Origin of the sequence: Amycolatopsis nigrescens CSC17Ta-90 (genome assembly GCF_000384315.1) — a bacterium.
GTDB classification, from domain to species: domain Bacteria; phylum Actinomycetota; class Actinomycetes; order Mycobacteriales; family Pseudonocardiaceae; genus Amycolatopsis; species Amycolatopsis nigrescens.
In genome coordinates this window covers 8,464,993-8,487,100 of record NZ_ARVW01000001.1, presented here as the reverse complement: position 1 = coordinate 8,487,100, position 22,108 = coordinate 8,464,993, and the positions used below count along the sequence as shown (strand labels likewise).

Annotated in this window: 19 protein-coding genes; 11 read left to right on the top strand and 8 right to left on the bottom strand. The window is 70.1% G+C overall.

The window, feature by feature from the left end; translation table 11 throughout:
• Nucleotides 1-2: 2 nt before the first annotated feature.
• A complete protein-coding gene (locus tag AMYNI_RS0140115) occupies nucleotides 3-515 on the top strand; it encodes an acetyl-CoA carboxylase biotin carboxyl carrier protein (protein WP_020673780.1) in 513 nt (170 codons plus the stop codon).
• Nucleotides 512-1,906, top strand: a complete 1,395-nt coding sequence (locus AMYNI_RS0140110; protein ID WP_020673779.1) for an acetyl-CoA carboxylase biotin carboxylase subunit — start codon at nucleotides 512-514, stop codon at nucleotides 1,904-1,906. The genes AMYNI_RS0140115 and AMYNI_RS0140110 overlap by 4 nt, the downstream gene beginning before the upstream one ends.
• Before the next feature lie 154 nt (nucleotides 1,907-2,060).
• On the opposite strand, the gene AMYNI_RS0140105 is transcribed toward AMYNI_RS0140110, so the two are convergent.
• The 6 genes from AMYNI_RS0140105 to AMYNI_RS46575 form a co-directional block, all read right to left on the bottom strand.
• Nucleotides 2,061-4,163 (bottom strand): multicopper oxidase family protein, encoded by a 2,103-nt coding sequence (locus AMYNI_RS0140105; RefSeq protein WP_020673778.1) that lies wholly within the window; start codon nucleotides 4,161-4,163, stop codon nucleotides 2,061-2,063.
• 67 nt (nucleotides 4,164-4,230) lie between these two features.
• Entirely contained in the window at nucleotides 4,231-4,614 is a 384-nt protein-coding gene (locus AMYNI_RS0140100; RefSeq protein ID WP_020673777.1) for a SchA/CurD-like domain-containing protein, read from the bottom strand.
• A gap of 43 nt (nucleotides 4,615-4,657) precedes the next feature.
• A complete protein-coding gene (locus AMYNI_RS0140095) occupies nucleotides 4,658-5,725 on the bottom strand; it encodes an acyltransferase domain-containing protein (protein WP_020673776.1) in 1,068 nt (355 codons plus the stop codon).
• 9 nt (nucleotides 5,726-5,734) lie between these two features.
• Nucleotides 5,735-7,213, bottom strand: coding sequence for an MFS transporter (locus AMYNI_RS46580; RefSeq protein WP_020673775.1), 1,479 nt, complete (start codon nucleotides 7,211-7,213; stop codon nucleotides 5,735-5,737).
• A 36-nt stretch (nucleotides 7,214-7,249) separates the two neighbouring features.
• Nucleotides 7,250-7,717: an anthrone oxygenase family protein gene (locus tag AMYNI_RS0140085; protein WP_020673774.1), complete on the bottom strand. Its 468-nt coding sequence runs from the start codon at nucleotides 7,715-7,717 to the stop codon at nucleotides 7,250-7,252.
• A gap of 183 nt (nucleotides 7,718-7,900) precedes the next feature.
• Nucleotides 7,901-9,748, bottom strand: coding sequence for an AfsR/SARP family transcriptional regulator (locus tag AMYNI_RS46575; RefSeq protein WP_084628594.1), 1,848 nt, complete (start codon nucleotides 9,746-9,748; stop codon nucleotides 7,901-7,903).
• An 837-nt stretch (nucleotides 9,749-10,585) separates the two neighbouring features.
• On the opposite strand from AMYNI_RS46575, the gene AMYNI_RS0140075 reads away from it, so the two are divergent.
• The 8 genes from AMYNI_RS0140075 (at nucleotide 10,586) to asnB (ending at nucleotide 18,022) form a co-directional block, all read left to right on the top strand.
• Entirely contained in the window at nucleotides 10,586-10,885 is a 300-nt protein-coding gene (locus AMYNI_RS0140075) for a TcmI family type II polyketide cyclase (RefSeq protein ID WP_020673772.1), read from the top strand.
• Between the two features lie 20 nt (nucleotides 10,886-10,905).
• Entirely contained in the window at nucleotides 10,906-11,334 is a 429-nt protein-coding gene (locus tag AMYNI_RS0140070; protein ID WP_020673771.1) for a cupin domain-containing protein, read from the top strand.
• Nucleotides 11,331-12,602, top strand: coding sequence for a beta-ketoacyl-[acyl-carrier-protein] synthase family protein (locus tag AMYNI_RS0140065; RefSeq protein ID WP_020673770.1), 1,272 nt, complete (start codon nucleotides 11,331-11,333; stop codon nucleotides 12,600-12,602). Before AMYNI_RS0140070 ends, AMYNI_RS0140065 begins: the two co-directional genes overlap by 4 nt.
• The gene (locus tag AMYNI_RS0140060; RefSeq protein WP_040406252.1) at nucleotides 12,599-13,831 is read left to right on the top strand and encodes a ketosynthase chain-length factor; all 1,233 of its coding nucleotides are present in this window, start codon (nucleotides 12,599-12,601) and stop codon (nucleotides 13,829-13,831) included. The genes AMYNI_RS0140065 and AMYNI_RS0140060 overlap by 4 nt, the downstream gene beginning before the upstream one ends.
• Before the next feature lie 33 nt (nucleotides 13,832-13,864).
• A complete protein-coding gene (locus AMYNI_RS0140055) occupies nucleotides 13,865-14,122 on the top strand; it encodes an acyl carrier protein (RefSeq protein WP_026361527.1) in 258 nt (85 codons plus the stop codon).
• 97 nt (nucleotides 14,123-14,219) lie between these two features.
• A complete protein-coding gene (locus tag AMYNI_RS50410; protein WP_020673767.1) occupies nucleotides 14,220-14,996 on the top strand; it encodes an SRPBCC family protein in 777 nt (258 codons plus the stop codon).
• A gap of 31 nt (nucleotides 14,997-15,027) precedes the next feature.
• Nucleotides 15,028-16,083, top strand: a complete 1,056-nt coding sequence (locus AMYNI_RS0140045; RefSeq protein ID WP_020673766.1) for a ketoacyl-ACP synthase III family protein — start codon at nucleotides 15,028-15,030, stop codon at nucleotides 16,081-16,083.
• Between the two features lie 79 nt (nucleotides 16,084-16,162).
• Nucleotides 16,163-18,022, top strand: coding sequence for an asparagine synthase (glutamine-hydrolyzing) (gene asnB, locus AMYNI_RS0140040; RefSeq protein ID WP_020673765.1), 1,860 nt, complete (start codon nucleotides 16,163-16,165; stop codon nucleotides 18,020-18,022).
• 168 nt (nucleotides 18,023-18,190) lie between these two features.
• On the opposite strand, the gene AMYNI_RS0140035 is transcribed toward asnB, so the two are convergent.
• Together AMYNI_RS0140035 and AMYNI_RS0140030 are read right to left on the bottom strand one after the other, a co-directional pair.
• The gene (locus AMYNI_RS0140035) at nucleotides 18,191-19,138 is read right to left on the bottom strand and encodes a hypothetical protein (protein WP_020673764.1); all 948 of its coding nucleotides are present in this window, start codon (nucleotides 19,136-19,138) and stop codon (nucleotides 18,191-18,193) included.
• A gap of 100 nt (nucleotides 19,139-19,238) precedes the next feature.
• Nucleotides 19,239-20,249 carry a methyltransferase gene (locus tag AMYNI_RS0140030; RefSeq protein ID WP_020673763.1) on the bottom strand — a complete coding sequence of 337 codons (1,011 nt, stop codon included), beginning with the start codon at nucleotides 20,247-20,249 and terminating at the stop codon, nucleotides 19,239-19,241.
• Between the two features lie 252 nt (nucleotides 20,250-20,501).
• Here AMYNI_RS0140030 and AMYNI_RS0140025 point away from each other — a divergent pair, with 252 nt between their 5' ends.
• Nucleotides 20,502-22,091 carry an FAD-dependent monooxygenase gene (locus tag AMYNI_RS0140025; protein WP_020673762.1) on the top strand — a complete coding sequence of 530 codons (1,590 nt, stop codon included), beginning with the start codon at nucleotides 20,502-20,504 and terminating at the stop codon, nucleotides 22,089-22,091.
• The last annotated feature ends 17 nt before the right edge of the window (nucleotides 22,092-22,108 follow it).

Below are 22,108 nucleotides of genomic sequence, written 5' to 3'. Positions count from 1 at the left end.
AGATGACGGGCGTGCCGATAGTGACGCCGGAACAGCGGCTGCAGGAGGACATCCGGACCATGGATCAGGAGTTCCCGCAGCCGGGTGCCGAGGAAGCGATCAGGGTACTGAGCAGCGGCGTGCAGAACATCCTGCGGGCCGCCCCGCACACCCCGAGCAGGGTGAGCCTGCGGTTCGGCTGCGCCAGTCTGGAGGTGGAGTGGGCGGCAGGGCCGCCACCGGCGCCGGGGGTTCCGGCGGAGGCACCGCCCCCGGCCGAGCGCGAAGGCGTGGAGCTGCGCGCGCCGCTGCTGGGCACGTTCTACCGCGCGCCGGAACCGTATGCCGCGCCGTTCGTCTCGGTCGGTGACGTGGTGGAGGCCGGGCAGCAGGTCGCGATCATCGAGGCGATGAAGCTGATGAACTCCATCGTCGCCGAGGCACCGGGCGAGGTGGTGGAGATACTGGCCGCGGACGGGCAGCCGGTGGAGTACGGCCAGCCGCTGCTGGTGCTCAGGCCGGTGGAAGAGGCGTGAGCGCGGTGACGCGGCCGCCGTTCGAGACGGTGCTGGTGGCCAACCGGGGCGAGATCGCGCTGCGGGTGGTCCGGACCTGCCGGGAGCTCGGCGTCCGGTCCGTGGTGGTGCATTCCGAAGTGGACCGCGAGTCGGCGGCCGTGCTCGCCGCCGACGAGGCCGTGCAGATCGGCCCTGGCGCAGCGAAACGCAGCTACCTCTACCCGCCGGCGATCGTCGAGGCCGCGCTGCGCACGGGTGCGCAGGCGGTCCACCCCGGGTACGGGTTCCTTTCCGAGGACCCTGACTTCGCGGAGATCTGCGCGGGCAACGGGCTGGTCTTCGTCGGCCCCCGGCCGGAGGTGATGGGCTCGCTGGGGGACAAGGTGGTGGCGCGGCGGCTGATGACCGAGGCCGGGCTGCCGGTGCTGGCCGGCACGCCCGAGCCGGTGTTCGGCTCGGACGAGGTGGTCTCGGCCGCGCACGAGATCGGCCTGCCGCTGATCATCAAGGTGGTCGCCGGCGGTGGCGGTAAAGGGATCGCGGTGGTGCGGAGCTGGGACGAGCTGCTGCCCGCGTTCCGGGCCACCAGGGCCGCGGCCAGGGCGGTGTTCGGGGACGAGCGGGTGTACCTGGAGCGTTTTCTCGAGGGCGGCCGTCATGTCGAGGTTCAGGTGCTCGCCGACGAGCACGGCAACGTGGTGCACCTCGGCGAGCGCGACTGCTCGGTCCAGCGCCGGCACCAGAAGCTGATCGAGGAGAGCCCGGCCCCGGGTCTTGACGAGTCCGTCTACCGGCAGCTCACCGAGGCGGCCGTGGCCGGCGCGAAGGCGGTGGGGTACACCGGGGCCGGCACCTTCGAGTTCGTGGTGAACGACGACGAGGTGGCCTTCATCGAGGTGAACTGCCGCATCCAGGTCGAGCATCCGGTGACCGAGATGGTGACCGGGGTGGACCTGGTGCGCGAGCAGCTGAACATCGCCGCGGGCAGGCCGCTGTCGTTCCGGCAGGAGGATCTGGCGCCGCGCGGGGTCGCGGTGGAATGCCGGGTGAACGCGGAGGACCCGACGCGCGACTTCGCGCCGTGTCCCGGCGAGCTGACCGAGTTCGTCACTCCCGGCGGCCCGTTCGTGCGGGTGGACACCGCCGCCTACCAGGGCTGGCGGATCCCGCCGGACTACGACTCGCTGCTGGCCAAGGTGATCACCTGGGGCGCGGACCGCACCGACGCGTTGAACCGGATGGACCGCGCGCTGGCCGAGTTCCGCATCGCCGGCGGCGGCGTGCGGACCACCGCCGGCGTGCTGCGCGAGGTGCTGGCCGACCCGGTGTTCCGCGCCGGCACGCACACCACCTCCCTGATGGCCGAACTCGCCGAACAGCGAGACGCCGAAACCCGCCGAGCAAGCTGACCCTCCTCCCCACCCGATGGCCCTGGCTGCCCCCCCAGCCAGGGCCATCTCCCTGTGCGGAACTCGCCGGCCCCGCCCCCAGAACGGCAAATAGCCGGCTTTTTGCCCCAAACGGAAAGGGCGAAAAGCCGGCTATTTGCCAGGGGGTCAGGGGTTAGGACGGGTTGTTGGGGGTGTCGGGGCCGATCTGGTAGGGGGAGGTGACGTTCTCGTAGGTCAGGTGCAGCATCATGCCGACCTGGGCGTGCAGGAAGTTGTGGCAGTGGTCCATCCAGATGCCGGGGTTGTCCGCGCGGAACGCGATCTCCCACTCTTCGCCGACGTCGACATCGAGGGTGTCCAGCCAGACCGGGCTGCCGGTGACCGGGCGGCCGCCGCGGCTGAGCACCAGCATCTTGTGCCCGTGCAGGTGCATCGGGTGGTCGAACCGGCTGCGGTTGACGAACTTGACCTTGATCAGCTCGCCCTCGCGCGCGACCAGGTTCTCCACGTCCGGGAAGACTTTGCCGTTCGTGGTCCACAGGAAGGCGAACTTGCCGTCGTAGAAACCGGGTTCGCTGTCGAACAGCTGGGTGTACTCGCGGTCGAAACGGCTCGCGGGCCCGAATGGGGTCGCGGTCGGGGTGCCGTAGGTGGTGAAGTCGAAGTCGGGCCGGTCGAACACCGGGGTCACGTCGCCGGTGCCGTCCGGGCTGAGCAGCAGGCCGCTGTCCTTGGCGAACAGGTAGGTCAGCCGCACCGGGTGGTCCGGCATGGTGAACTCCAGGTCGGCCCGGCCGCCGCTGCCCAGGGTGATCAGCTTGTCGGTGAGGTCGGTCGGGCCGTTGACCGGGGTGCCGTCCAGCGAGGTGACCTTGAACGGGGTGCCGTCGAGCACGAACCGGCGCGGCATCACGTCGGTGTCGATCACCCGCAGCCGGACCTTGGTGCCGGGCTGGATCGCCCGGCGGTCCAGCAGATCCGCGGTGCCGAAGGCGGGCACGCTCTTGCCGTCCACCGGCCAGCCGTGCATCGGCACGAAGATCTCGTGCGCGGGCGGGGGCGGGCCTTCGCGCGGCTCCACGAGCAGCGCGCCGAACAGCCCGGCGGACACGTTGCCGGCCGAGTCCTGGTGCGTGTGGTACCAGTGCGTGCCCACCTCGTTGATCCGGAAGCGGTAGACGAACTCCTGACCAGGCTGCACCGCGTCCTGGGTGACGCCGGGTACCCCGTCGGCCGCGTTCGGCACGTTGATCCCGTGCCAGTGGATGGTGGCGCTGGTGGCGGCCATCCTGTTCACCAGGGTGACCTCGATCAGCTCGCCCTGGCGCACCCGCAGCTCCGGGCCGGGGGCCTGGCCGTTGAAGGTCTTGCCGTCGACGATCTTGCCGGAGGCCAGCCGGATCCGGGTGTCCTGCGCGACCAGGGTGAACCGCCGTGCGGGTTCCTCGGTGCTGCGGTCGACCAGTTCGGGCACGCTGAGCTGGTCGGCCGGCGCGGCTCCGGTCGCCGCGTGCGCGGCTCCGTGCCCACCGCCGCCGGCGGCCTGCGCGTGGTGCCCGCCCATGTCGATCCGCGCCGGCAGCCTGCTCGACTCCACCGACCAGAACAGCGAGCCCGCGATGGCCAGCACGGCCGCGGTGACCACGGCCAGTCCCTTCGACATCCGCACCAGCGGCCGGGGCAGCGCCGCCACTTCGAGCCCGCCGAGCCTGCGCTGCCGCCGGACCTGGCGGGTGTGCAGCAGTGCGACCAGCAACAGCCAGCCGATCAGCGCGAACAGCGCGCTGCCAAGGATCGGTGGCGCGACCGGGTTGATGAAACCGAAGTACAGGCCGAAGACGGCGCCGACGGCGGTGGCGTGCACCGGCAGCACCAACATCGGGGACGCGGCCTCCCGGCGGGTGTCCCGGCCGGTTTCCGCGGCACGGTCGGTGACCGGCAGGCGCGCCAGCCGGAACAGCCTCGGCGCGGTGAGCAGCACCACGGCGACCGCGGGCAGCAGCAGGACCGGCGCGATAATCAGGATCCGGTCGGCCGCGAAGTCCCAGCCGTAGCTCGCGGTCACGCCGATCAGCACCGCGCGGGCCAGCGCCAGCAGCAGGCCGAGCAGCAGGTAGCCGAGGCCGCGGCGGGCGCCGGCCCGCAGCCCGCGCAAGGTCCGCCGGCCGGCGAGCCTGCCCGCGCTGTAGCCCGCGACGCCCCAGATCACCACGAGCAGCGCGGCGAGGATGGTGTCCAGGTTCAGGATGTTCTCGAATGACGCCGCGGCGTTCATCGAAGGCCTCCGGGAAGGGTAGGGCGGGCCGCCGGGGCTCCCACCGCCCCGGCGGCCCGCGGGGGCGCTATTCGGTGGCGCCGGGGTAGTTTTCCGGGGTCAGCTGCGCGATCGAGCGCATGATCGAGCTGCGGAAGTGCTTCTGGAACTTGTCCGGGGACTGGGTGTCCCGCTCCTCGGCCAGGTAGGGCTGCAGCTTCGACTCCAGCTCGTGCACGCCACCCTGGCTGGCCATGTGCCTGCCGACCTCGGCGATCGAGCCTTCGTAGTGGATGAACCGGACCATGAACGCGTCCTTGATGAACACCGCGCTGCCGAGCAGCTGGCCGGTGACCTCGCCATCGGCGTTGCGGATGATCGGCGTGCTGACCCGCTTGAAGTTCGAGAAGACCTCTTCGATTTCGTCCTCGAACCCGGGTTTGACGTTGTAGGTGATCGCTGCGTATGGCATGACGCTCCTTCTTCGTGTGTTGTGCTTTTCTCCGGTGAGCCGGTCAGCCGCGGACGGCCGCCCAGTCGAGTTGGTGGCCCTCCAGCCAGATCCGGTTGGCCGCCTTGAGCGCGGCCTGGCGGTCGGCCGCGCCGCCGGGGGCGCGGGCTGGGGAGAGCGGGATGATGCCGGACCGGCCGGCGCGCACGGCCGGGTGGCGGCGGGCCAGTGTGCTCAGGCCCTGGCCGGGTCCCACTTCGAGGAGCAGCCAGTCGCCGTCGTCGAGCAGTGCGTCCAGGGTCGGTCCGAAGTGGACGGGAGCGGCGGGCTGGCCGGCCCAGAACTCCACGTCGCGGGCGACTTCGGCGGTCAGCACGGCGGTCCGGTACGCGGAGTAGAGGGTGATCTCCGGTGGCCGCAGCTCGGTTTCGGCCCACACCCGGGTGGAGGCCATCGCCGCCTCGGCCAGCATCGGGCTGTGGAAACCCTGTCGTGCCTTGACCGGAACGCAGGTGAACTCGGCCTCGCGCAGCCTGGCCCCGGCCTCGGCGAGCGGCCCGGCCGGACCGGCGAGCATGACCTGCCTGCCCGCGTTGATCGCGCCGACCACCACGTCACCGGAGAGGTACGGTTCGACCTCCGCGGCCGAGGCGGCCACCGCGAGCATGCCGCCCGGCGCGCTGCCGGCGAACGCTTCGACCCGGTCTCGCATCAGCCGCACTCCGTCGTCGAGGCCGAAGACACCGGCCAGGGTGGCCGCGGCCATCTCGCCGACGCTGTGCCCGAGCAGCGCCGCCGGGCGCAGGCCCCAGCCGAGCACCATCCGGCCGAGCGCGCAGTTGACCGCGTAGAGCAACGGCTGGGCGACGGTGACGTCGTCGAACATGTCGTCCGCCTGCTCGGCCAGCCAGCCGGCGCGGATCCGTGCTCCCTCGGGGCCGAACAGCGAGAAGGCGGTGTCCATCACGTCGGTGAAAACCGCGTTGTGCCGGTACAGCCCGGCCGCCATGCGCACCTGCTGCGCGCCCTGGCCGGGGAACAGCAACGCCACCGGCCGCCGGAGGCCGAGCGGGGTTCCCGGCCCGCGCCGGGTCCGCGGTACGGCCGTGGCCGGTTCGGAAACGATGGTCATAGCTGCCTTTCAGGACGTCGGGGTGGTGGCGGGAGCGACGGGCCGCACGGCCGGCGCCGGCGCGTCGGCCGTGCGCGGCACGAGCAGCAGCAGTGCGAGCATCACGATGCCGACGCCGCCGTCGAAGAGCGCGGTCGCTTTGATCGCGCCGGTGTGGCTTTCCGCGATTCCGGTGCCGAGCACGGCGAAGTACACGACGCCGTTGAGCGCGACGCCGACCGCGGCACCGATCTGCCGGAAGGTGGTGAACAGCCCGGCCGCCGAACCGGCGTCGGAGACCGGGACCGCGCTCATCGTCATGTTCAGGATCGGAGTGGACACCAGCCCGGTGCCGAGGCCGAACAGGGTCAGCGCGACGGCCAGCTCACCGGCACCGGCCGGCGTCTGTGCGAAGTGGACGGACGTGACGATCAGGCCGAAGCTCACCACGACCAGCACCGCGCCGACGACCAGCGTCCGCCTGCCGAACCGTTTCACCAGCCGCAGGGCCATCATCGAGGCGACCGTGGTGGCGACCGCGCCGATGGCCATGGTGGCGCCGGCGACCGGCGGCGGATAGCCGAGGCCGTCCTGCAGGTACACCGCGAACACGAAGAGGAACCCGGTCAGCACCGACGCGACTACGAAGTTCACCGCGATCCCGGCGTTGAACTCGCGCATCCGGAACAGCGGAAGCGCGATCAGGGTGTCCTTCCCGGTGCCGTGGCGGCGGCGCTGATGTCCGATGAAGACGGCGAGCGCGGGCAGGAACGCGGCCAGTCCGGCCCAGTCCCACCACGGCCAACCCGTGGTCTGGCCGTACATCAGCGGGCACAGCAGCAGGAGCAGGGTGACCGTGGCGAGCAGGATGCCGCCGAAGTCCAGCCGGAGCCTGCCCCGGCCGAGACTGGCCGGCAGGCAGAGGAAACCGCCGGCGAGGGCGACGAGACCGAGCGGGACGTTGAGCAGGAAGATGCTGCGCCAGCCGAGGCCGAACAGGTTCGCGCCGACCAGTACCCCGCCCAGGATCGGCCCGGACATCGTGGCAAGGCCGACGGTCCCGGCATAGGCGGCCATCGCACCCGCGCGCTTGTCCGGTGGCACCAGGGTGCGGAACAGGGCGAGCACCTGCGGCGCCAGCACGGCACCGGCGATGCCCTGCAGCACCCGGGTCAGCGCCAGCAGGCCGACGCTGGTGACCACACTGGCCACCGCGGACGCGAGGGTGAAGCCGAGCAGTCCGATCAGGAACGCCTGCCGGTGACCGAGGATGTCACCGATCCGGCCGCCGGTGATCAGCAGCAGCGCGAACGGCAGCGCGTAGCCGATCGCCACCCACTGCACCGCCGCGTAGCTGGTGGCCAGGTCGTCCTGGATCGCCGGCAGCGCGACATAGACGACGGTGAAGTCGAAGAAGCTCATGAACGAGGACACCAGCACAGCGGCCAAGGCCAGCTTCGGGTTGCGGAGCGGCACCTTGCCTGCGGCGGTGCTTTGGTTGTCTGCCAACGGTTTACTCCTCGTTCCGGTGCGCGGGGGATGCGGTCACGGCAGCAGGGCGACCGCGAGCGCGTTGACGGTGACCGCGGCCATGGCCAGTGCCGTGCGCAGGCTGTGCCAGCTGCGCCATTCCGGCCGCGGGTCCTTCCAGTCGGCCGGGATGGCACTGGTGTCGATGGCCAGCAGCCGCCGGTTGATCGGCACGTTCGCCAGATGCGACACGCCTTGCACGCCAAGGGTGAGCAGCAGGGCGGCGGCGAACAGCAGCCGCGGGGCGATGGCGGGCACCAGTACGGCGAGGGCGATTTCGGCGAGCATCGCGCCGTTCACGATCAGCGGCATCGCCGGGTGGTAGCCGCGGCCCAGCTTCTTGTGCATTTCGATATAGGGCGCGGGTGGCAGAGTGAGCAGCGCGGGGAGCACGCTCACCGCGACGGCGAAGAACACCCCGGCCACGATTCCGCTGCCGGCCAGTGCGACGACTCCGAAAACAACCTGCAGAACATCACCCATCACGCGGCCCCATCATGTTTCGGTGAAAGAGCGTTGTGCACGCTCGCCGATGTGTCTCGCCGGCTCCGCGTGAATTGTTTCCGGCCCGGCTAAAGGACCGGTGGAGGGAAATTGGGGGCGACGTCACGAGGCCGCGGTCGTGAGTGAAAAGTGTTGTCCCGGCAACACTTTTCACTCACGACGTCAGACGGTTTCGGCGATCACCTGCCGCACCAGCGCGGGGCAGCGGTACTCGAAGTCGCGCCCGGCGCGGAGCTCGGTGGGCAGATGGGTCTCCAGCAGCTGGAACTCGACCAGCTCCTCGAGGAACTGCTCGGCCCGGTGCGGGTCCATCTGCAGCTCGCTGGAGACACCGGCGGCGGTGAACTGCGCGGTGCCCCCGGACACCATCGAGCCGAGGTCGCGCCGGTAGTCCTCGGACAGCATCGCGAGGTTCGCCTCCACGCTGTTCCGGATGTCCAGCCCGTCGACGAGCAGCTCGTCCAGCCCGCGCGGCCTGCCCCCGAGCCGCTCGGCGAGATAGGACATCGTCCAGTGCGGGCGCAGCTCCAGTCTGGCCGCGGCCGCGCGGAGGCCGAGCACCGAGCCGTGGCAGAGCGCGACGAGACGGCGCGCGCCGTCGGGATCGCGGGCCACCCTGTCCTTGCCGATCAGCTCGGTGAGCAGCCGCAGCGCGTACTCCGGCGGCACCGGCCGCATCTCGACCGTGCAGCGCAGCGCCGGGTGGTAGATCCGCCGCCTGCTGACCGCCAGCACCGCGCAGGTGGAACCCGCGGGCAGGGCCGCTTTCACCTGGTCGAGCAGCACCACGTCGTCCAGGATGAGCAGCGCCTTGTGCTGGGTGACCCAGCGCCGGAACAGCCCGGCCCGCTCGTGCGGCTCGGCCGGCAGCTCGTGGCTCGGCACGCCAACCACCCGCAGCAGCTCCAGCGGCAGCTCGCTGGGCTGGAAGGGGGCCAGGTCGCGCTTGAGCATGCGCAGGTAGAAGACGCCGTCCGGAAACTCGTCCCGTACCCGTTCGGCGGCGCGCAGCGCGAAGGTGGTCTTTCCCGAACCGGGCCCGCCCATCACCAGCGCGCCGGGCTGGTGCGAGGTCAGTGCGGCGCAGATCGTGCTCAGCTCCTCCTGCCTGCCGATCTCGACGGCGTCGGTTGCCGGCAGCCAGTCCGCGCTGGGGGCGTTGTTCTCATAGCTGAGGGAGAGCTCGAAATGCCCCGGCGGCTCGGGGGCCGCCGCGCCGGGCCCGCCGGCCAGTATCGTCTGGTGCAGGTTCCGCAGCTCGTCGGAGGGCTCGAGGCCGAGTTCCCTGGCGAGTACCGAACGCGCGCGCTGGTAGACGTTCAGCGCGTCGGTGCGGCGCCCGGTGCGGTTCAACGCCATCATCAGCTTCGCCGAGAAGCCCTCGTGGGTCGGCTGCTGGGCGACCAGCACGCTGAGTTCGCCGATCAGCTCCTGGTGCCGGCCGAGCCGCAGCTCGGCGTCGATCCGCTGCTCCAACGCGGCCTTGCGGAGCTCCTCGAGCCGGACGATCTCCCGGCGCAGGACCGATCCGGGGCCGATGTCGCTGAGCGCGTTGCCGCGCCAGATGGCCAGCCCGTCCCGGAGGCTGCTGACCCCGGGGGAGATGGAACCCCCGGCGATCTGCCGGTAGCCCCGGTTCACCAGCTGCTCGAACTGGTACCAGTCCAGCGCGTTGGAATCGAGTTCGAGCATGTAGCCGCCGGCATGGGTGCGCAGGGTGACCTCGCTCTGCGCGGCCGCGGTGTCGCGCCTGATCCTGCTGCCGCGCCCAGACGGGCGCGCCTTGAGCGCCAGCAGCTTGCGCAACTGGTAGACGTAGGTCTGCAGGGTGGTCATCGCGCTGTTGGGCGGACGATCCTGCCACAGCTCTTCGATGATCTGGTCCGCCGAGACCAGTGAGTTCACCTGCAAGGCGAGTAACGCGCACACCTGCCGCAATTTGGGCGCCGTTGGCGTGACATCCGCGTTGTTTCGAATGATCTCAAATGGACCCAGGGCATTGATCTGCATTGCGCAACCACTTCCCTCGAACGCCAAGCGTTCGAACTCCGTCGACCAGCTTTGCGGAGGTGTTGAGCAAGATTCAAGCCAACCCTCCCCCAGTGCATGGCAGCGTAGCGCATCGTATGGCGGTTTGTCGGGCTTTGTCGACTATCTCCTCACGTAGCGATACGACTCGAATTATGCTGGAGCGCTAATCAAGGCGACGGCTAATAAACTCCCGGTCTGCCTACCGGCGGGTAGGTGGAGGTGGATGATCCTAAGTGGTCGGTGCCGTACGAAGTGTTATAACTCCGTGGTGGTGCGGTAATGCGCGCCGCACCCCTGGCTGGCTCGCGTCTTCGGGTGAGCACTGTGGATGGGACGGCAAGCAGTGAAGTGTCACGCCCGGCTGAAAAGGCATTAGCCCGGATGCGCGCTTTTGGTTCCGCCATAACGGTTCTCTTGTCGGTGTCGCATCCGGTCGCCGAACGGACACCGACCGCGAGCACGCATCGAGGTCATTGTGAGACTTATTCGCGACCGTGGTAGCCGCTCACTCTGTTGATCACGGGCTGTATGCGCCTGCGACCGCCGCCGTGACTGAATCGTGCTCCGCGCCGTCGATCCTTGGCACGTCGGAGAACTCTCGGATTGCGGTCCAGTAGCGCACTATCCCGGCTTTATCGCCTCGCGAGTGCCGGGTGCCAGAGTTCCCGCCAGCAACGCCGCAGTGCCAGTCCGGGCCAGTTCAGACCAGTCGAGTCCAGGCAAGAGGCGCGAGCGGCGCTATTCGAAATGTGCCCGGCCGAACGGGGTGCGGAGAGGAAATATGTCGTGGTGCACCGGACGCTAATCGTTGCCAGGATGAATCCGGAGGATACCGAGCGAGTCCGCGACGTGTGGGCCGAGTCGGACGCGACCGAGCTGCCGCACATGATCGGCGTCGACCGGCGGACCCTCTTCCGCTTCCACGGGCTGTACTTCCAGCTCGTGGAAGCGGAGAAGGACATCACCGAGCCGCTCTACCGCGCGCGCAGCCATCCGCTCTTCCAGGACATCCACCACAAGCTGGCGGAGTACATGACGCCCTTCGATCCGAACTGGAAGGAACCGAAGGACGCCATGGCAGAGGTTTTCTACTCGTGGACGCCGGAGGACAAGTGACCCGCCGAAAGGAGACAGTCGTGACCACCACGGCAGCGAAGATCACGGTGGGCGACGTGCCGCCCAACCGGCGGCGCGGGGGAGACGTCCGCGTGCTGCTCAGCCCCAAGACCGTGCAGTCCACCTCGGGCTTCGGCGGGGTGGTGACCCTGGAACCGGGGGACTACGTGGCCGAGCACTACCACCCGTACTCCGAGGAGTTCGTCTACGTGGTCAGCGGCAGCGTCACCATGCAGGTCGGCGCCGAACTGATCCAACTCAACCCCGAGGACGCGCTGATGGTGCCGATCGGCGCCAAGCACCGGATGGAGAACAAGGGGGCCGAGCCGGCCAGGCTGGTCTTCCAGCTCAGCCCGCTGGCGCCCCGGCCGGAGTTGGGCCATGTGGACACCGAAGAGCGCGCGGACCGGGCCGGCGAGCAGCTGCCCGAGGTCGGGAGCTTGCCGTGAACAAGCGACGAGTCGCGATCACCGGCATCGGGGTGGTCGCCCCGGGAGGCATCGGGCGCAAGGCCTTCTGGGACCGGCTGACCAGCGGCCGGGCCGCGATGCGGCGGATCACCTTCTTCGACCCCACCGAGTTCCGTTCCCAGGTGGCCGCCGAATGCGACTTCGACCCGGTCGCGCACGGCCTGACCCCGCAGGAGGTCCGGCGGATGGACCGCGGCGCGCAGCTGGCCGTGGTCGCCACCCGCGAGGCCGTCGCGGACAGCGGCCTCAGCATCCCGGACGTGGAGCCGGGACGCACCGCGGTGACCGTCGGCAACGCGGTCGGCTGCACCATGGGGCTGGAGAAGGAGTACACAGTGGTCAGTGACGGCGGCCGGAAATGGGTCGTCGACCACGAGTACGCCGTGCCGCATCTGTACGACTACTTCGCGCCGAGCTCGCTGGCCCGCGAGATCGCCTGGGACACCGGGGCGGAAGGCCCCACCTCGGTGGTCTCGTCGGGCTGCACCTCGGGGATCGACGCGCTCGGTTATGCCGCCGGCCTGCTCGCCGACGGCAGCGCCGACGTGGTCATCGCCGGCTCGACCGACGCCCCGCTCTCGCCGATCACGGTGGCCTGTTTCGACGCGATCAAGGCGACCTCCACCTTCAACGACGACCCGGCGTCGGCCTGCCGCCCGTTCGACGGTGAGCGTCGCGGCCTCGTCCTCGGCGAAGGCGCGGCCATGTTCGTACTGGAGGACGCCGAGGCGGCCCGCAAGCGGGGTGCGCACATCTACTGCGAAATCGCCGGTTACGCCACCCGCGCGAACGGCTACCACATGACCGGGCTGAAGCCGGACGGCCGGGAGATGGCCGAGGCGATCCGGGTGGCGATGGACCAGGGCGGCTTCAACGCCACCGACATCGACTACGTCAACGCGCACGGCTCCGGGACCAAGCAGAACGACCGGCACGAGACGGCCGCGGTGAAACGCAGCCTCGGGGAGCACGCCTACCAGGTGCCGATGAGCTCGATCAAGTCCATGGTGGGGCATTCGCTCGGGGCGATCGGCTCGATCGAGGTCGCCGCCTGTGCGCTGGCGATCGAGAACAACGTCGTCCCGCCGACCGCGAACCTGCGTACCAAGGACCCCGAATGCGACCTCGACTACGTGCCGCTGACCGCGCGCGAGCACAAGACCGACGTGGTGCTCTCGGTCGGCAGCGGTTTCGGTGGTTTCCAGAGCGCCATCGTGGTCGCCGGGCCCGAGGCGGTGCGCGCATGAGCGGGACCGCCAAAACGATTGTGACCGGACTCGGCGTGATGGCGCCGAACGGGATCGGGGCCGAGGACTACTGGGCCGCCACTTTGGACGGAAAGAGCGGCATCGACCGCATCCAGCGGTTCGACTGCTCGGGCTACCCGGTCACGCTCGCCGGTGAGCTGAACACCTTCGAACCCAGCGACCACGTGTCGAGCAGGCTGCTGTTCGAGACCTCGATGATGAGCCATCTCGCCTTCGTGGCCGCCGACCGGGCGCTCGCCGACGCGAAGATCGACCCCGCCGGGCTGCCCGAGTACGAGCTGGGCGTGATCACCGCGAACGCGACCGGCGGGGTGGAGTTCGGGCAGCGGGAGCTGGAGAACCTGTGGAGCCAGGGGCCCGACCACGTCAGCGCGTACATGTCCATCGCCTGGTTCTTCGCCGCCACCACCGGTCAGCTGTCCATCCGGCACAAGCTGCGCGGGCACTGCGGGGTGGTGGTCTCGGAGCAGGCCGGTGGGCTGGACGCGATCGGGCAGGGCAGGCGGGTACTGCGTCAGCAGCATCGGATGGCGCTGGTCGGCGGGACCGAGTCGGCGATGTCACCGGCCGGGATCGTCGCCCAGATCCCGACCGGGCTGCTCAGCGGCCGTGAGGATCCGGCGAACGCGTACCTGCCGTTCTCCCCGGACGCCTGCGGTTACGTGCCGGGCGAGGGCGGCGCGATCCTGGTGATCGAGGACGCCGAGCTGGCCGCCGAACGGGGTGCGCCGCAGTGTTACGGGGAGATCGCCGGTTACGCGGCCACTTTCGATCCGCGTCCAGGGACCGGCCGTGCGCCGACGCTGCAGGCCGCGGCGGAGCGCGCGATGGCCGACGCCGGCATCACCGCCGCGGACGTGGACGTGGTGTTCGCCGACGCGGCCGGGGTGCCGGAGCTGGACCTGGCCGAGGCGCGGGCGATCACCGCCATCTTCGGTCCGGCCGGGGTGCCGGTCACCGCGCCGAAGACGATGACCGGGCGGATCTACGCCGGCGCCGGTGCGCTGGACACCGCCGGTGCGCTGCTGTCCATCCGGGACGGTGTCATCCCGCCGACGGTCAACGTCACCGATCTCGCGCCGGGCTGCGAGCTCGACCTGGTCCGCGGCCGTCCCCGGAAGGCATCGGTGCGCACCGCGCTCGTGCTCGGCCGTGGGTACGGCGGCTTCAACTCGGCGCTCGTCGTGCGCGCCGCATCCGAACGGTAGCTCGTAAAGCAGCCCGTGAAACAGGAGGACAAGATGGCTGAATTCACCACCGACGACCTGCGCCGGATCATCAGGGCGACGGTCGGCGTCGACGACTCGGTCGACCTCGACGGCGACATCCTGGACGTGCCGTTCACCGACCTCGGCTACGACTCGCTGGCCGTGCTCGAAGTGGCCAACAAGATCGAGAAGGAGCTGGCGGTCTCGGTACCGGACGGCGCCGTCGGCGACATGGAAACGCCGAGGGACACCATCGACTACGTCAACCGGCAGCTGAGCACGGCCGTCTGAGCCGTCCCCGCGACTCCGGCGCGGTCCGGCCTTTCAACCCCATGGGGTCGGGCCGCGCCGGTTCCACCGCGCACCCGAGAGCAGAGAGGTTGGACCCTTGGCCGCTTGCAACCACGCGTCGATCGTCATCGACGCCCCGATGGACCTGGTGTGGGACATGACGAACGACGTCGCGTCCTGGCCGGAGCTGTTCAACGACTACGCCGCCACCGAGATCCTCGGTGCCGAGGGCGACACCACGCGGTTCCGGGTCACCATGCGCCCGGACGAGCGGGGCAGCAGCCACGGCTGGGCCGCCGAACGGGCGGTCGACCCCGCGAAACGGACCGCGCGGATGCGTCAGCTCGACGGGCACGCCTTCGACTTCATGGACATTTCCTGGCAGTACGTGGAGACCGCCGGCGGTGTCGAACTGCGCTGGGTGCACGAGTTCCACGTCAGCGACGCGATGCCCTACGACGACAACGCCATGGTCGCGTTGCTGCAGAAGACCGTGCCCCTGCAACTGGCGCACATCAAGAAGCAGATCGAGACGGCGGCCGGGAGGTCGCGCCCGTTCCGGGTGCTGCTGCGGTTCGACGTGCATCCCGGCACCGAGGAGCGGTTCGAGCAGACCTGGCTCTCGATCGCCGAGCGGATCGGCCGTGAACCGGCCAACCAGGGCCAGTGGCTGATGAAGAGCACCGACGAGGAGGCCGTCTACTACGTGGTGAGCGAGTGGACCGACGCGACCAGCTTCCGCGCCTTCGAGCTCAGCTCGGAGCACGTGGAGAACCGGCGGCGGCTCGACGAGTTCCGCCGTGGCGGGTCGATGACGTCGCTGGCGCTGGTGCACGCGCTGACCGGTGGTGCGGCGCCGGTGGCCGTCGGCTGACACGCGTTCGAGTAGCTGTCGAAAGGAACCCATGAGGCTGCCGAACGTGTACATCGCGGGCACCGGCCGCAGGCTGCCACCGGCGATGACGATCGAGGAGGCCGAGCGCGCCGGGCTCTGCGATCGCCGGACCATCTGGCGGACCAGGATCGAGTCGGTGTGCGTCTCCGAGCACGAGTCAGCGCCGGAGCTGGCCGCGCGGGCGGCGCGGATCGCGTTGCGCCAGGCCGGCAGCCAGCCGGACGAGATCGACCTGATCCTGCACGCGAGCATCTACTACCAGGGCCACGACCTGTGGACGCCAGCCTCGTACATTCAGCGGGTGGCGGTGGGCAACGCCTGCCCCGCGATCGAGGTCGCGCAGATGTCCAACGGCGGGCTTGCCGCGCTCGAGCTCGCGGCCGGGTACCTGCTGGCCGACCCCGCGCACAACCAGGCACTGGTGACCACCGGGGACCGGTTCTGCGCGCCGGGGATCGATCGCTGGCGCAGCGATCCCGGCACCGTGCTCGCCGACGGCGGCACCGCGGCCGTACTGTCCACACGCGACGGTTTCGCGCGGCTGCGCAGCCTGGCCACGGTCTCCGACCCGAGCCTGGAACGGATGCAGCGCGGGAACGCGCGGTTCGGTGACGCGCCGTACAGCTCCGGTGAGCCGGTGGACGTGGACGCGCACCGCCGCGGTTTCGTCTCGGAGACCGGCCTGGACACCGTGCTCGACCGGTTCGAGGCTGGTCAGCGCGCGGCGGTGAAGCAGGCCCTGTCCGACGCGGGCCTGGAACTCGGCGAAATCGACTGGTTCGTGCTGCCGAACCTGGGCAAGCCGCGGCTGGACGAACAGTTCCTGCGCAAGTTCGAGGTCGACCTCGACCGGACCACCTGGTCCTGGGGCCACCGGGTCGGCCATCTCGGCGCGGGCGACCAGATCGCCGGGTTCGGCCACCTCGCCGACTCCGGCGCGCTGCTGCCGGGGCAGCGGTGCCTGCTGGTCAGCGTGGGCGCCGGGTTCACCTGGTCCTGCGCCGTGGTGGAGATGCTGCGCCGCCCGGAAAGCGTGCCGGTGGACGAAACGGTCCCGCCACAGTGATCTTCCCGGATCTTCCTGGATCTTCCCGGCCGTGGCGCCCGCCGCGGCCGTACGCACGAGACGAATGGAGGGTCGCGCCATGTCCGGTATCGCCGGTTGGGTCGACTATCAACGGGACCTTTCGCGGGAACAGGCCACGGTGCGGGCGATGACCGCGACCATGGCCTGCCGCGGACCGGACGCGGAGGACGTCTGGGTCTCGCCGAACGCCGTGCTCGGCCACCGGGCGCTGCGGCTGGACGCCGAGCACACGGCGCAGCCGTTCGTACTGGCCGAGGGTGGCCGCACCATCGCGGTGGCCGGGCTGACCGGTGAGATCTACAACGCCGCCGCGCTGCGCGCCGAGCTGAAGGCGGCCGGGCACCACTTCCGCGGGGAGTCGCCGGTGGAGGTGGTCCTGTGCGCCTACCTGGAATGGGGCGCGGACTGCGCGGTGCACCTGGCCGGCGCGTACGGCATCTCGGTCTGGGACGCGCGCGACGAAACGCTCACCCTGATCCGCGACCGGATCGGCAACAAGCCGCTGTTCTACCACCCGACCGCACGGGGCATGGTGTTCGGCTCCGAGCGCAAGGCGATACTGGCCAACCCGCTGGTGGACTCGGTGGTGGACCTCGACGGCCTGCGCGAGATCCTGTCCTACGCCGGCACCCCGGGGCACGGCGTGTTCCGCGGCATGCACCAGGTGCGCCCCGGGCACTTCCTGCGGGTGCACCGCGACGGCTTCCGCGAGCACCAGTACTGGGCGCTCGAAGCGACCGAGCACACCGACGACCTGGACACCACGATCAGCACCGTGCGCGAGCTGATCGACGACTCGCTGACCGCGCAGCTCGGCGCGGACGTCCAGCCGAGCATGATGCTCTCCGGCGGTCTCGACTCCAGCGGGCTCACCGCGCTGGCCGCGAACGTGCTGGCCAAGCGCGGCGACGGCCCGCTGCACACCTACACCGTCGCCTTCGCCAAGGAGGGCGAGTTCGAAGCGGACGAGGTGTGGGGCACCGAGGACGGCCCGTTCGTCCAGGAGCTGGTGCAGAAGGTCGGCGCCGAGCACACCGACATCGTGCTCAGCACGGCCGACCTGCTCGACCCGGTGGTCAAGGTGAACTCCTTGCGTGCCAAGGACGTGCCCAGCCCGTTGGGCAATATGAACACCTCGCTCTACGTGCTCTGCCGGGCCATCCGCGAGCGCACCCCGGTGGCCATGCTCGGGGACGCCGCGGACGGGGTCTTCGGCGGCACCATGTGGATGTCGATGGAACCGCTGCTCAAGGCGCCGACTTTCCCGTGGGTCGCGATGGCGCACTGGGGTGGCGGGCAGCACGGGATGGGCACCGACCTGGTGGACGCCGGCCTGCTCGGCAAGCTGGACATGCGCGGCTACTGCGGTGACCGGTACGCCGAGTCGATGTCGCGGGTGCCGAAGCTGGCCGGCGAGTCCGAGCACGACCGCCGGATGCGCGAGGTCTGGTACCTGAACGTGACGAACTGGCTGGAGACCCTGCTGCCGCACGGCGAGTCGATCGCGCAGTCGGTCGGGCTGGAGTTCCGGCTGCCCTACTGCGACCACCGGCTCGTGCAGTACGTGTTCAACGCGCCGTGGTCGGCGAAGACCTTCGACGGCAGGGAGAAGAGCCTGCTGCGCGCCGCGCTGAAGGACGTCCTGCCGGAGTCCATTCTGGAGCGCCGAAAGTCGCCGTACCCGGTGCCGCAGGACGAATCCTACGCCAAGGCGATCTGCGCCGAGCTGGCCGAGCTGGTCGCCGACCGCAACGCCCCGGTGGCCCCGCTGGTGGACGTCGCCGCGGCGCGGCGGGTGATCGACGACCCGGCCTCGCTGGTGGCGGGGCCGCGAGGCTGGGTGGCCCGTACGCATGTGGAGATGCTGTTCCAGCTGAACCTGTGGCTGGACCTGTACGGAGTCCGCGTCGACGTCTGAGCCGGGCAGCAAGGAAGGGCCGGTCCACGCGGACCGGCCCTTCTCGCGTTTCCCCAGGTCAGCGGTCGTGAGTGAAAAGTGTTGTCCCGGCAACACTTTTCACTCACGACGCCGCATGGTGAAAGGCCCGTGGAGCGAGTGGCTCCACGGGCCTTTCAGCGACCTGGGTCAGACCAGTTTGGTGAGGCGGAACATGCCTTCGTAGGCGCGCGGGTAGCCGGTGTCGGTGTTGGTGATGTAGGAGAACATCAGGTACTCGCCGGGCGGGAAGTCGGTATGCAGCACGGCGGAGCCACCGGGGGCGATCACACCGAGCCCGTTCGGCCAGCCGGTCAGCGGCACCTTGTCCGGCGGCGGGACCTTGCCCAGCTTCATCGACGCGTAGTACTCCTCGACCTGCGCGACCGTGGTGCCCGGCTTGACCGGCGCGAGCATCACCTCGTGCGCCGAGCCGGTCGAGTTGAAGACCTGGTGGCTACCGGACGCCTTGAGCGTTCCGGTCGGCACGTCGAAACCCCAGTCGTCGCCGCGGTGGGTGTGGATGATGACGTCGTCCGGCAGCGGATACCCGCCCTGGCAGGGATCGGCGGCCGTGACCACCTTCACCGGCGGGGTCTCGGTCGCGCTCGCGTAGTTGAAGTTGACCAGGTGGTAGGTGCCCGGCCCGAGTATCCGGGTGAAGCCCACCTTCACGGTGCCGGACACTCCTGCGCCGCCGAGGTACTCCGCGGCCGCGTCGAGATCTCTGGCCGCCTGCGCCCGCTCCGCCGGGTCGTGCGAGGAGGTGCGCGCCAGGTTGGCGAGGAACTCCTCGATCGACGCGCCGTCGCGCAGCCGGATCAGCAGCAGCGCGCGGCCTGCCGGCTGGGAGACGCTGACCTGGAAGCGGACCACCCCGGTCGGCAGCTTGTCCGGCGCGGTCAGCGAATCGGGGTGCAGCACCACATCGAGCGTCTTAGCCGGGCGTGGCCGGCCGAAGTCGCGTCCGGGGGCGGCCTGCGCGACGGCGGTGCCCGCGGCGGCGAGGCCGGTGGCGGCCGCACCGGTGACGAACAAGCGGCGCGAAAGCCGGTTGCCCGTCGCCGGCGTTCGCGCGGCGGAATGCGAATCGGTCATGAATCCTCCTAGCGGAGTCGGACGGGGGTAGGGATCAGCGGCCCATCCTTGGCGGATCGGCCTGGAGAGGTGCTCGAATACGGCTCGAGCGTCCGCGCGCTCAGCCGGCCGGCTTGTAGCCCACGACGAGCATGTCCGGGCCGACCAGCGGCTTCACCGAAATACCGGTGAAGCCGGCGTCCTCCAGCCAGCCGTTGCAGGACGCCTCGCTGTACTCGGACCCGCCGGGGGTCACCAGGCGCATGTTGAGGCTGCGCAGGAAGTTCGCCGGGTTGTTGTCGGTCAGCGCGTCGTAGATGAGCACGCAGCCGCCCTCGGGCAGCGCGTCGTAGGCCTTGCGCAGCAAGGTCATCCGGTTGTCGTCGTTCCAGTCGTGCAGGACGTGCCCGAACACGATCACCTCGGCCGACGGCATCGGGTCGTGGAAGAAGTCACCCGACTCGTACACCACCCGGTCCACCATGCCGAGCTGCTCCATGTGCTCGTGGAAGAACGGCTCGACCTGCGGCAGGTCGTAGCAGGCGCCGCGCAGGTGCGGGTGCGCCTTGACGATCTCGGCGGCCAGGTTGCCCCTGGCGCCGCCGACGTCGATGAAGGACTCGTGGGCGCTCCAGTCGAACTCCTGGGCCAGCGCCGGGCCGACGTCCGCGGCCGCGCCGTCCATGGCGACCATGAAGTTCCGCACCCCGGCCGGGTTGGCGTAGAGCTTGCTGAAGTCCTGGCCGCCCTTGAGCTGCGAGTTGCCGGTGCGCAGCAGGTCGGTGAGGCCGCCCCACAGGTTGTAGTGGAAGTTCAGCAGCTTCAGGAACCCGCCGACGTAGGACGGCTTGTTCTCGTCGAGGTACAGGTCGGCGGCGTCGCCGTTGCGGTACCGGCCGTCCTCGACCGCGAGCAGGCCGAGGCCCACCAGCGCGTCCAAGAAGTCCTGCGTGGCACGCGGGTGCAGGCCGAGTCGCTCGCGGATCTCCGCCTCCGTGGCAGGCGCCTCGGCCAGCACGGTGAACAGGTTCAGCTCGGCTGCGCTGAGAATGGTCTTCGCCGCCCAGTAGGCCTGCGCCAGCTTCAGGATCGTGGTCGAGTCAACATCACTGATCTTGGTTTCGGTGGTCACACCAAGGCTCCCTTGTCACTATCGCTGTCTGCGTTGCCCTGCGGCGCCCCAGCGCGAACGGTCGAATCGCAAGGATGCTGGCCCTGTCGGCTCAACGCGGGGTCGAAGGCGCGTGGAGGGCGCACCGGGGAAATCCTCAGTGGACGGCCGGAGGACAAGGCCGCTTCGAGCGGTTCTCCAAGCCTCGCTGACAGGGTAACGCTCGTCCGGCGGAAACAGGGCCCCGGAACGAGGCCACAGAAGGGGAATGCCGTGTGCGACGAAACAACACCGGTCCTGATCGTCGGCGGTGGACTGGTCGGGCTGTCCGCCAGCCTGTTCCTGTCCTGGCACGGGGTCGACTCCGTGCTGGTGGAGCGCCGATCGGGTACCTCGATCCACCCGCGTGCCTGGGGGTGGTATCCGCGCACCCTGGAGCTGCTGCGCACCGTCGGCATCGAAGGCGACGTACTGCGGGAGAGCGCCGGGTTCGTCGGGCACACGCTCAACTGCAAGGTGGAGTCCTTGACCGGTAAGGAAATCTTCCGCACCGAGATCCCGGATCCGGAGGACGTCAGCGACATCAGCCCGGTCCAGCGGATCGTTTCGCTGAGCCAGGACCGGCTGGAGCCGATCGTGCTGCGCCGGGCCGGTGAGCTGGGCGGGGACCTCCGGTTCGGCCGCACCCTGGTCCGGCTGACCCCCGACGCGGACGGGGTGACGGCGGTGGTCCGCGACGGGGACACCCGCGAAGAACGGACCATCCGCGCGCAGTACGTGATCGCCGCGGACGGCGCGCACAGCCGGATCCGGGAACAGCTCGGCATCGAGCGCCACGGCAGGGGCACCCTGCGCCACCAGATCAGCATCCTGTTCCGGGCCGCGCTGGAAGGCCCGTTGAACGGCAGGCGCTTCGCCATCTGCCAGGTGGACAACCCCGAGGTGGAAGGCATCCTCGGGCACGACGACTCGCTCGAGCAGGGCACCCTGATCGTCACCTACCACCCCGAGCAGGGGGAGAGCGCGGAGGACTTCACCGAGGCCAGGTGCGTGCAGCTGGTCAGGGCCGCGATCGGGCTGCCCGAGCTGGAGGTCGGCATCCGCAGCGTGCTGCCGTGGGAGATGGCGGCACTGACCGCCGAGCGGTTCGCCGAGGGCAGGGTCTTCCTGGCCGGCGACGCCGCGCACGTGATCCCGCCGGTCGGCGGCTACGGCGCCAACACCGGCATCCAGGACGCGCACAACCTTGCCTGGAAGCTGGCCGCAGTACTGGCCGGCACGGCGGGCCCCGGTCTGCTCGATACCTACGACACCGAGCGTCGGCCGGTCGCGATGTTCACCATGGAGCAGGCCGGCCTGCGGCTGGCCGTGCGAGCGGGGTTCGCCACCGAGCAGCAGAAGGCCGCCACCGCGGACACGCTGACGGTGACCTTCGGCTACCGGTACTCCTCGGACGCGATCGCGAGCGAACAGGCGCCGGGCGTGCCGGCCGTGCACCCGCGCGAACTCACCGGGCAGCCCGGTACCCGTGCGCCCCATCTGGCGGCGCGGCGCAGCGGCACGCCGATCTCGTTGCTCGACCTGTTCGGCAGCCGGCCGGTGCTGCTGGTCGGCGGCCAGTCGGCGCAGTGGGGCGACGCGGCCAGGCTGGTGGCCAAGCGGCTCGGCGTCGATCTGGACGTCTACCAGGCGGGCACCGATTTCGAGGCCGAGGGCGAGTGGCACGAGGCGTTCGGGGTCAGTGCGGCCGGTGCGGTGCTGGTGCGCCCAGACGGGTTCGTCTGCTGGCGCTCGGCGGTCGAGCAGGACGCCCCGGAGCCGGTGCTGGAAGAAGCGCTGAACCGGATGCTGAGCCGGTCTTAGCCGGCGCTCGGACCACA

Bases quoted from the DNA above. Each gene is read 5' to 3' on its own strand.
- AMYNI_RS0140115 (WP_020673780.1), top strand. From the start codon at position 3: ATGACGGGCGTGCCGATAGTGACGCCGGAACAGCGGCTGCAGGAGGAC.
- AMYNI_RS0140105 (WP_020673778.1), bottom strand. From the start codon at position 4,163: ATGAACGCCGCGGCGTCATTCGAGAACATCCTGAACCTGGACACCATC.
- AMYNI_RS0140100 (WP_020673777.1), bottom strand. From the start codon at position 4,614: ATGCCATACGCAGCGATCACCTACAACGTCAAACCCGGGTTCGAGGAC.
- AMYNI_RS0140095 (WP_020673776.1), bottom strand. From the start codon at position 5,725: ATGACCATCGTTTCCGAACCGGCCACGGCCGTACCGCGGACCCGGCGC.
- AMYNI_RS0140085 (WP_020673774.1), bottom strand. From the start codon at position 7,717: ATGGGTGATGTTCTGCAGGTTGTTTTCGGAGTCGTCGCACTGGCCGGC.
- AMYNI_RS46575 (WP_084628594.1), bottom strand. From the start codon at position 9,748: ATGCAGATCAATGCCCTGGGTCCATTTGAGATCATTCGAAACAACGCG.
- AMYNI_RS0140075 (WP_020673772.1), top strand. From the start codon at position 10,586: ATGAATCCGGAGGATACCGAGCGAGTCCGCGACGTGTGGGCCGAGTCG.
- AMYNI_RS0140060 (WP_040406252.1), top strand. From the start codon at position 12,599: ATGAGCGGGACCGCCAAAACGATTGTGACCGGACTCGGCGTGATGGCG.
- AMYNI_RS0140055 (WP_026361527.1), top strand. From the start codon at position 13,865: ATGGCTGAATTCACCACCGACGACCTGCGCCGGATCATCAGGGCGACG.
- AMYNI_RS0140045 (WP_020673766.1), top strand. From the start codon at position 15,028: ATGAGGCTGCCGAACGTGTACATCGCGGGCACCGGCCGCAGGCTGCCA.
- asnB (WP_020673765.1), top strand. From the start codon at position 16,163: ATGTCCGGTATCGCCGGTTGGGTCGACTATCAACGGGACCTTTCGCGG.
- AMYNI_RS0140035 (WP_020673764.1), bottom strand. From the start codon at position 19,138: ATGACCGATTCGCATTCCGCCGCGCGAACGCCGGCGACGGGCAACCGG.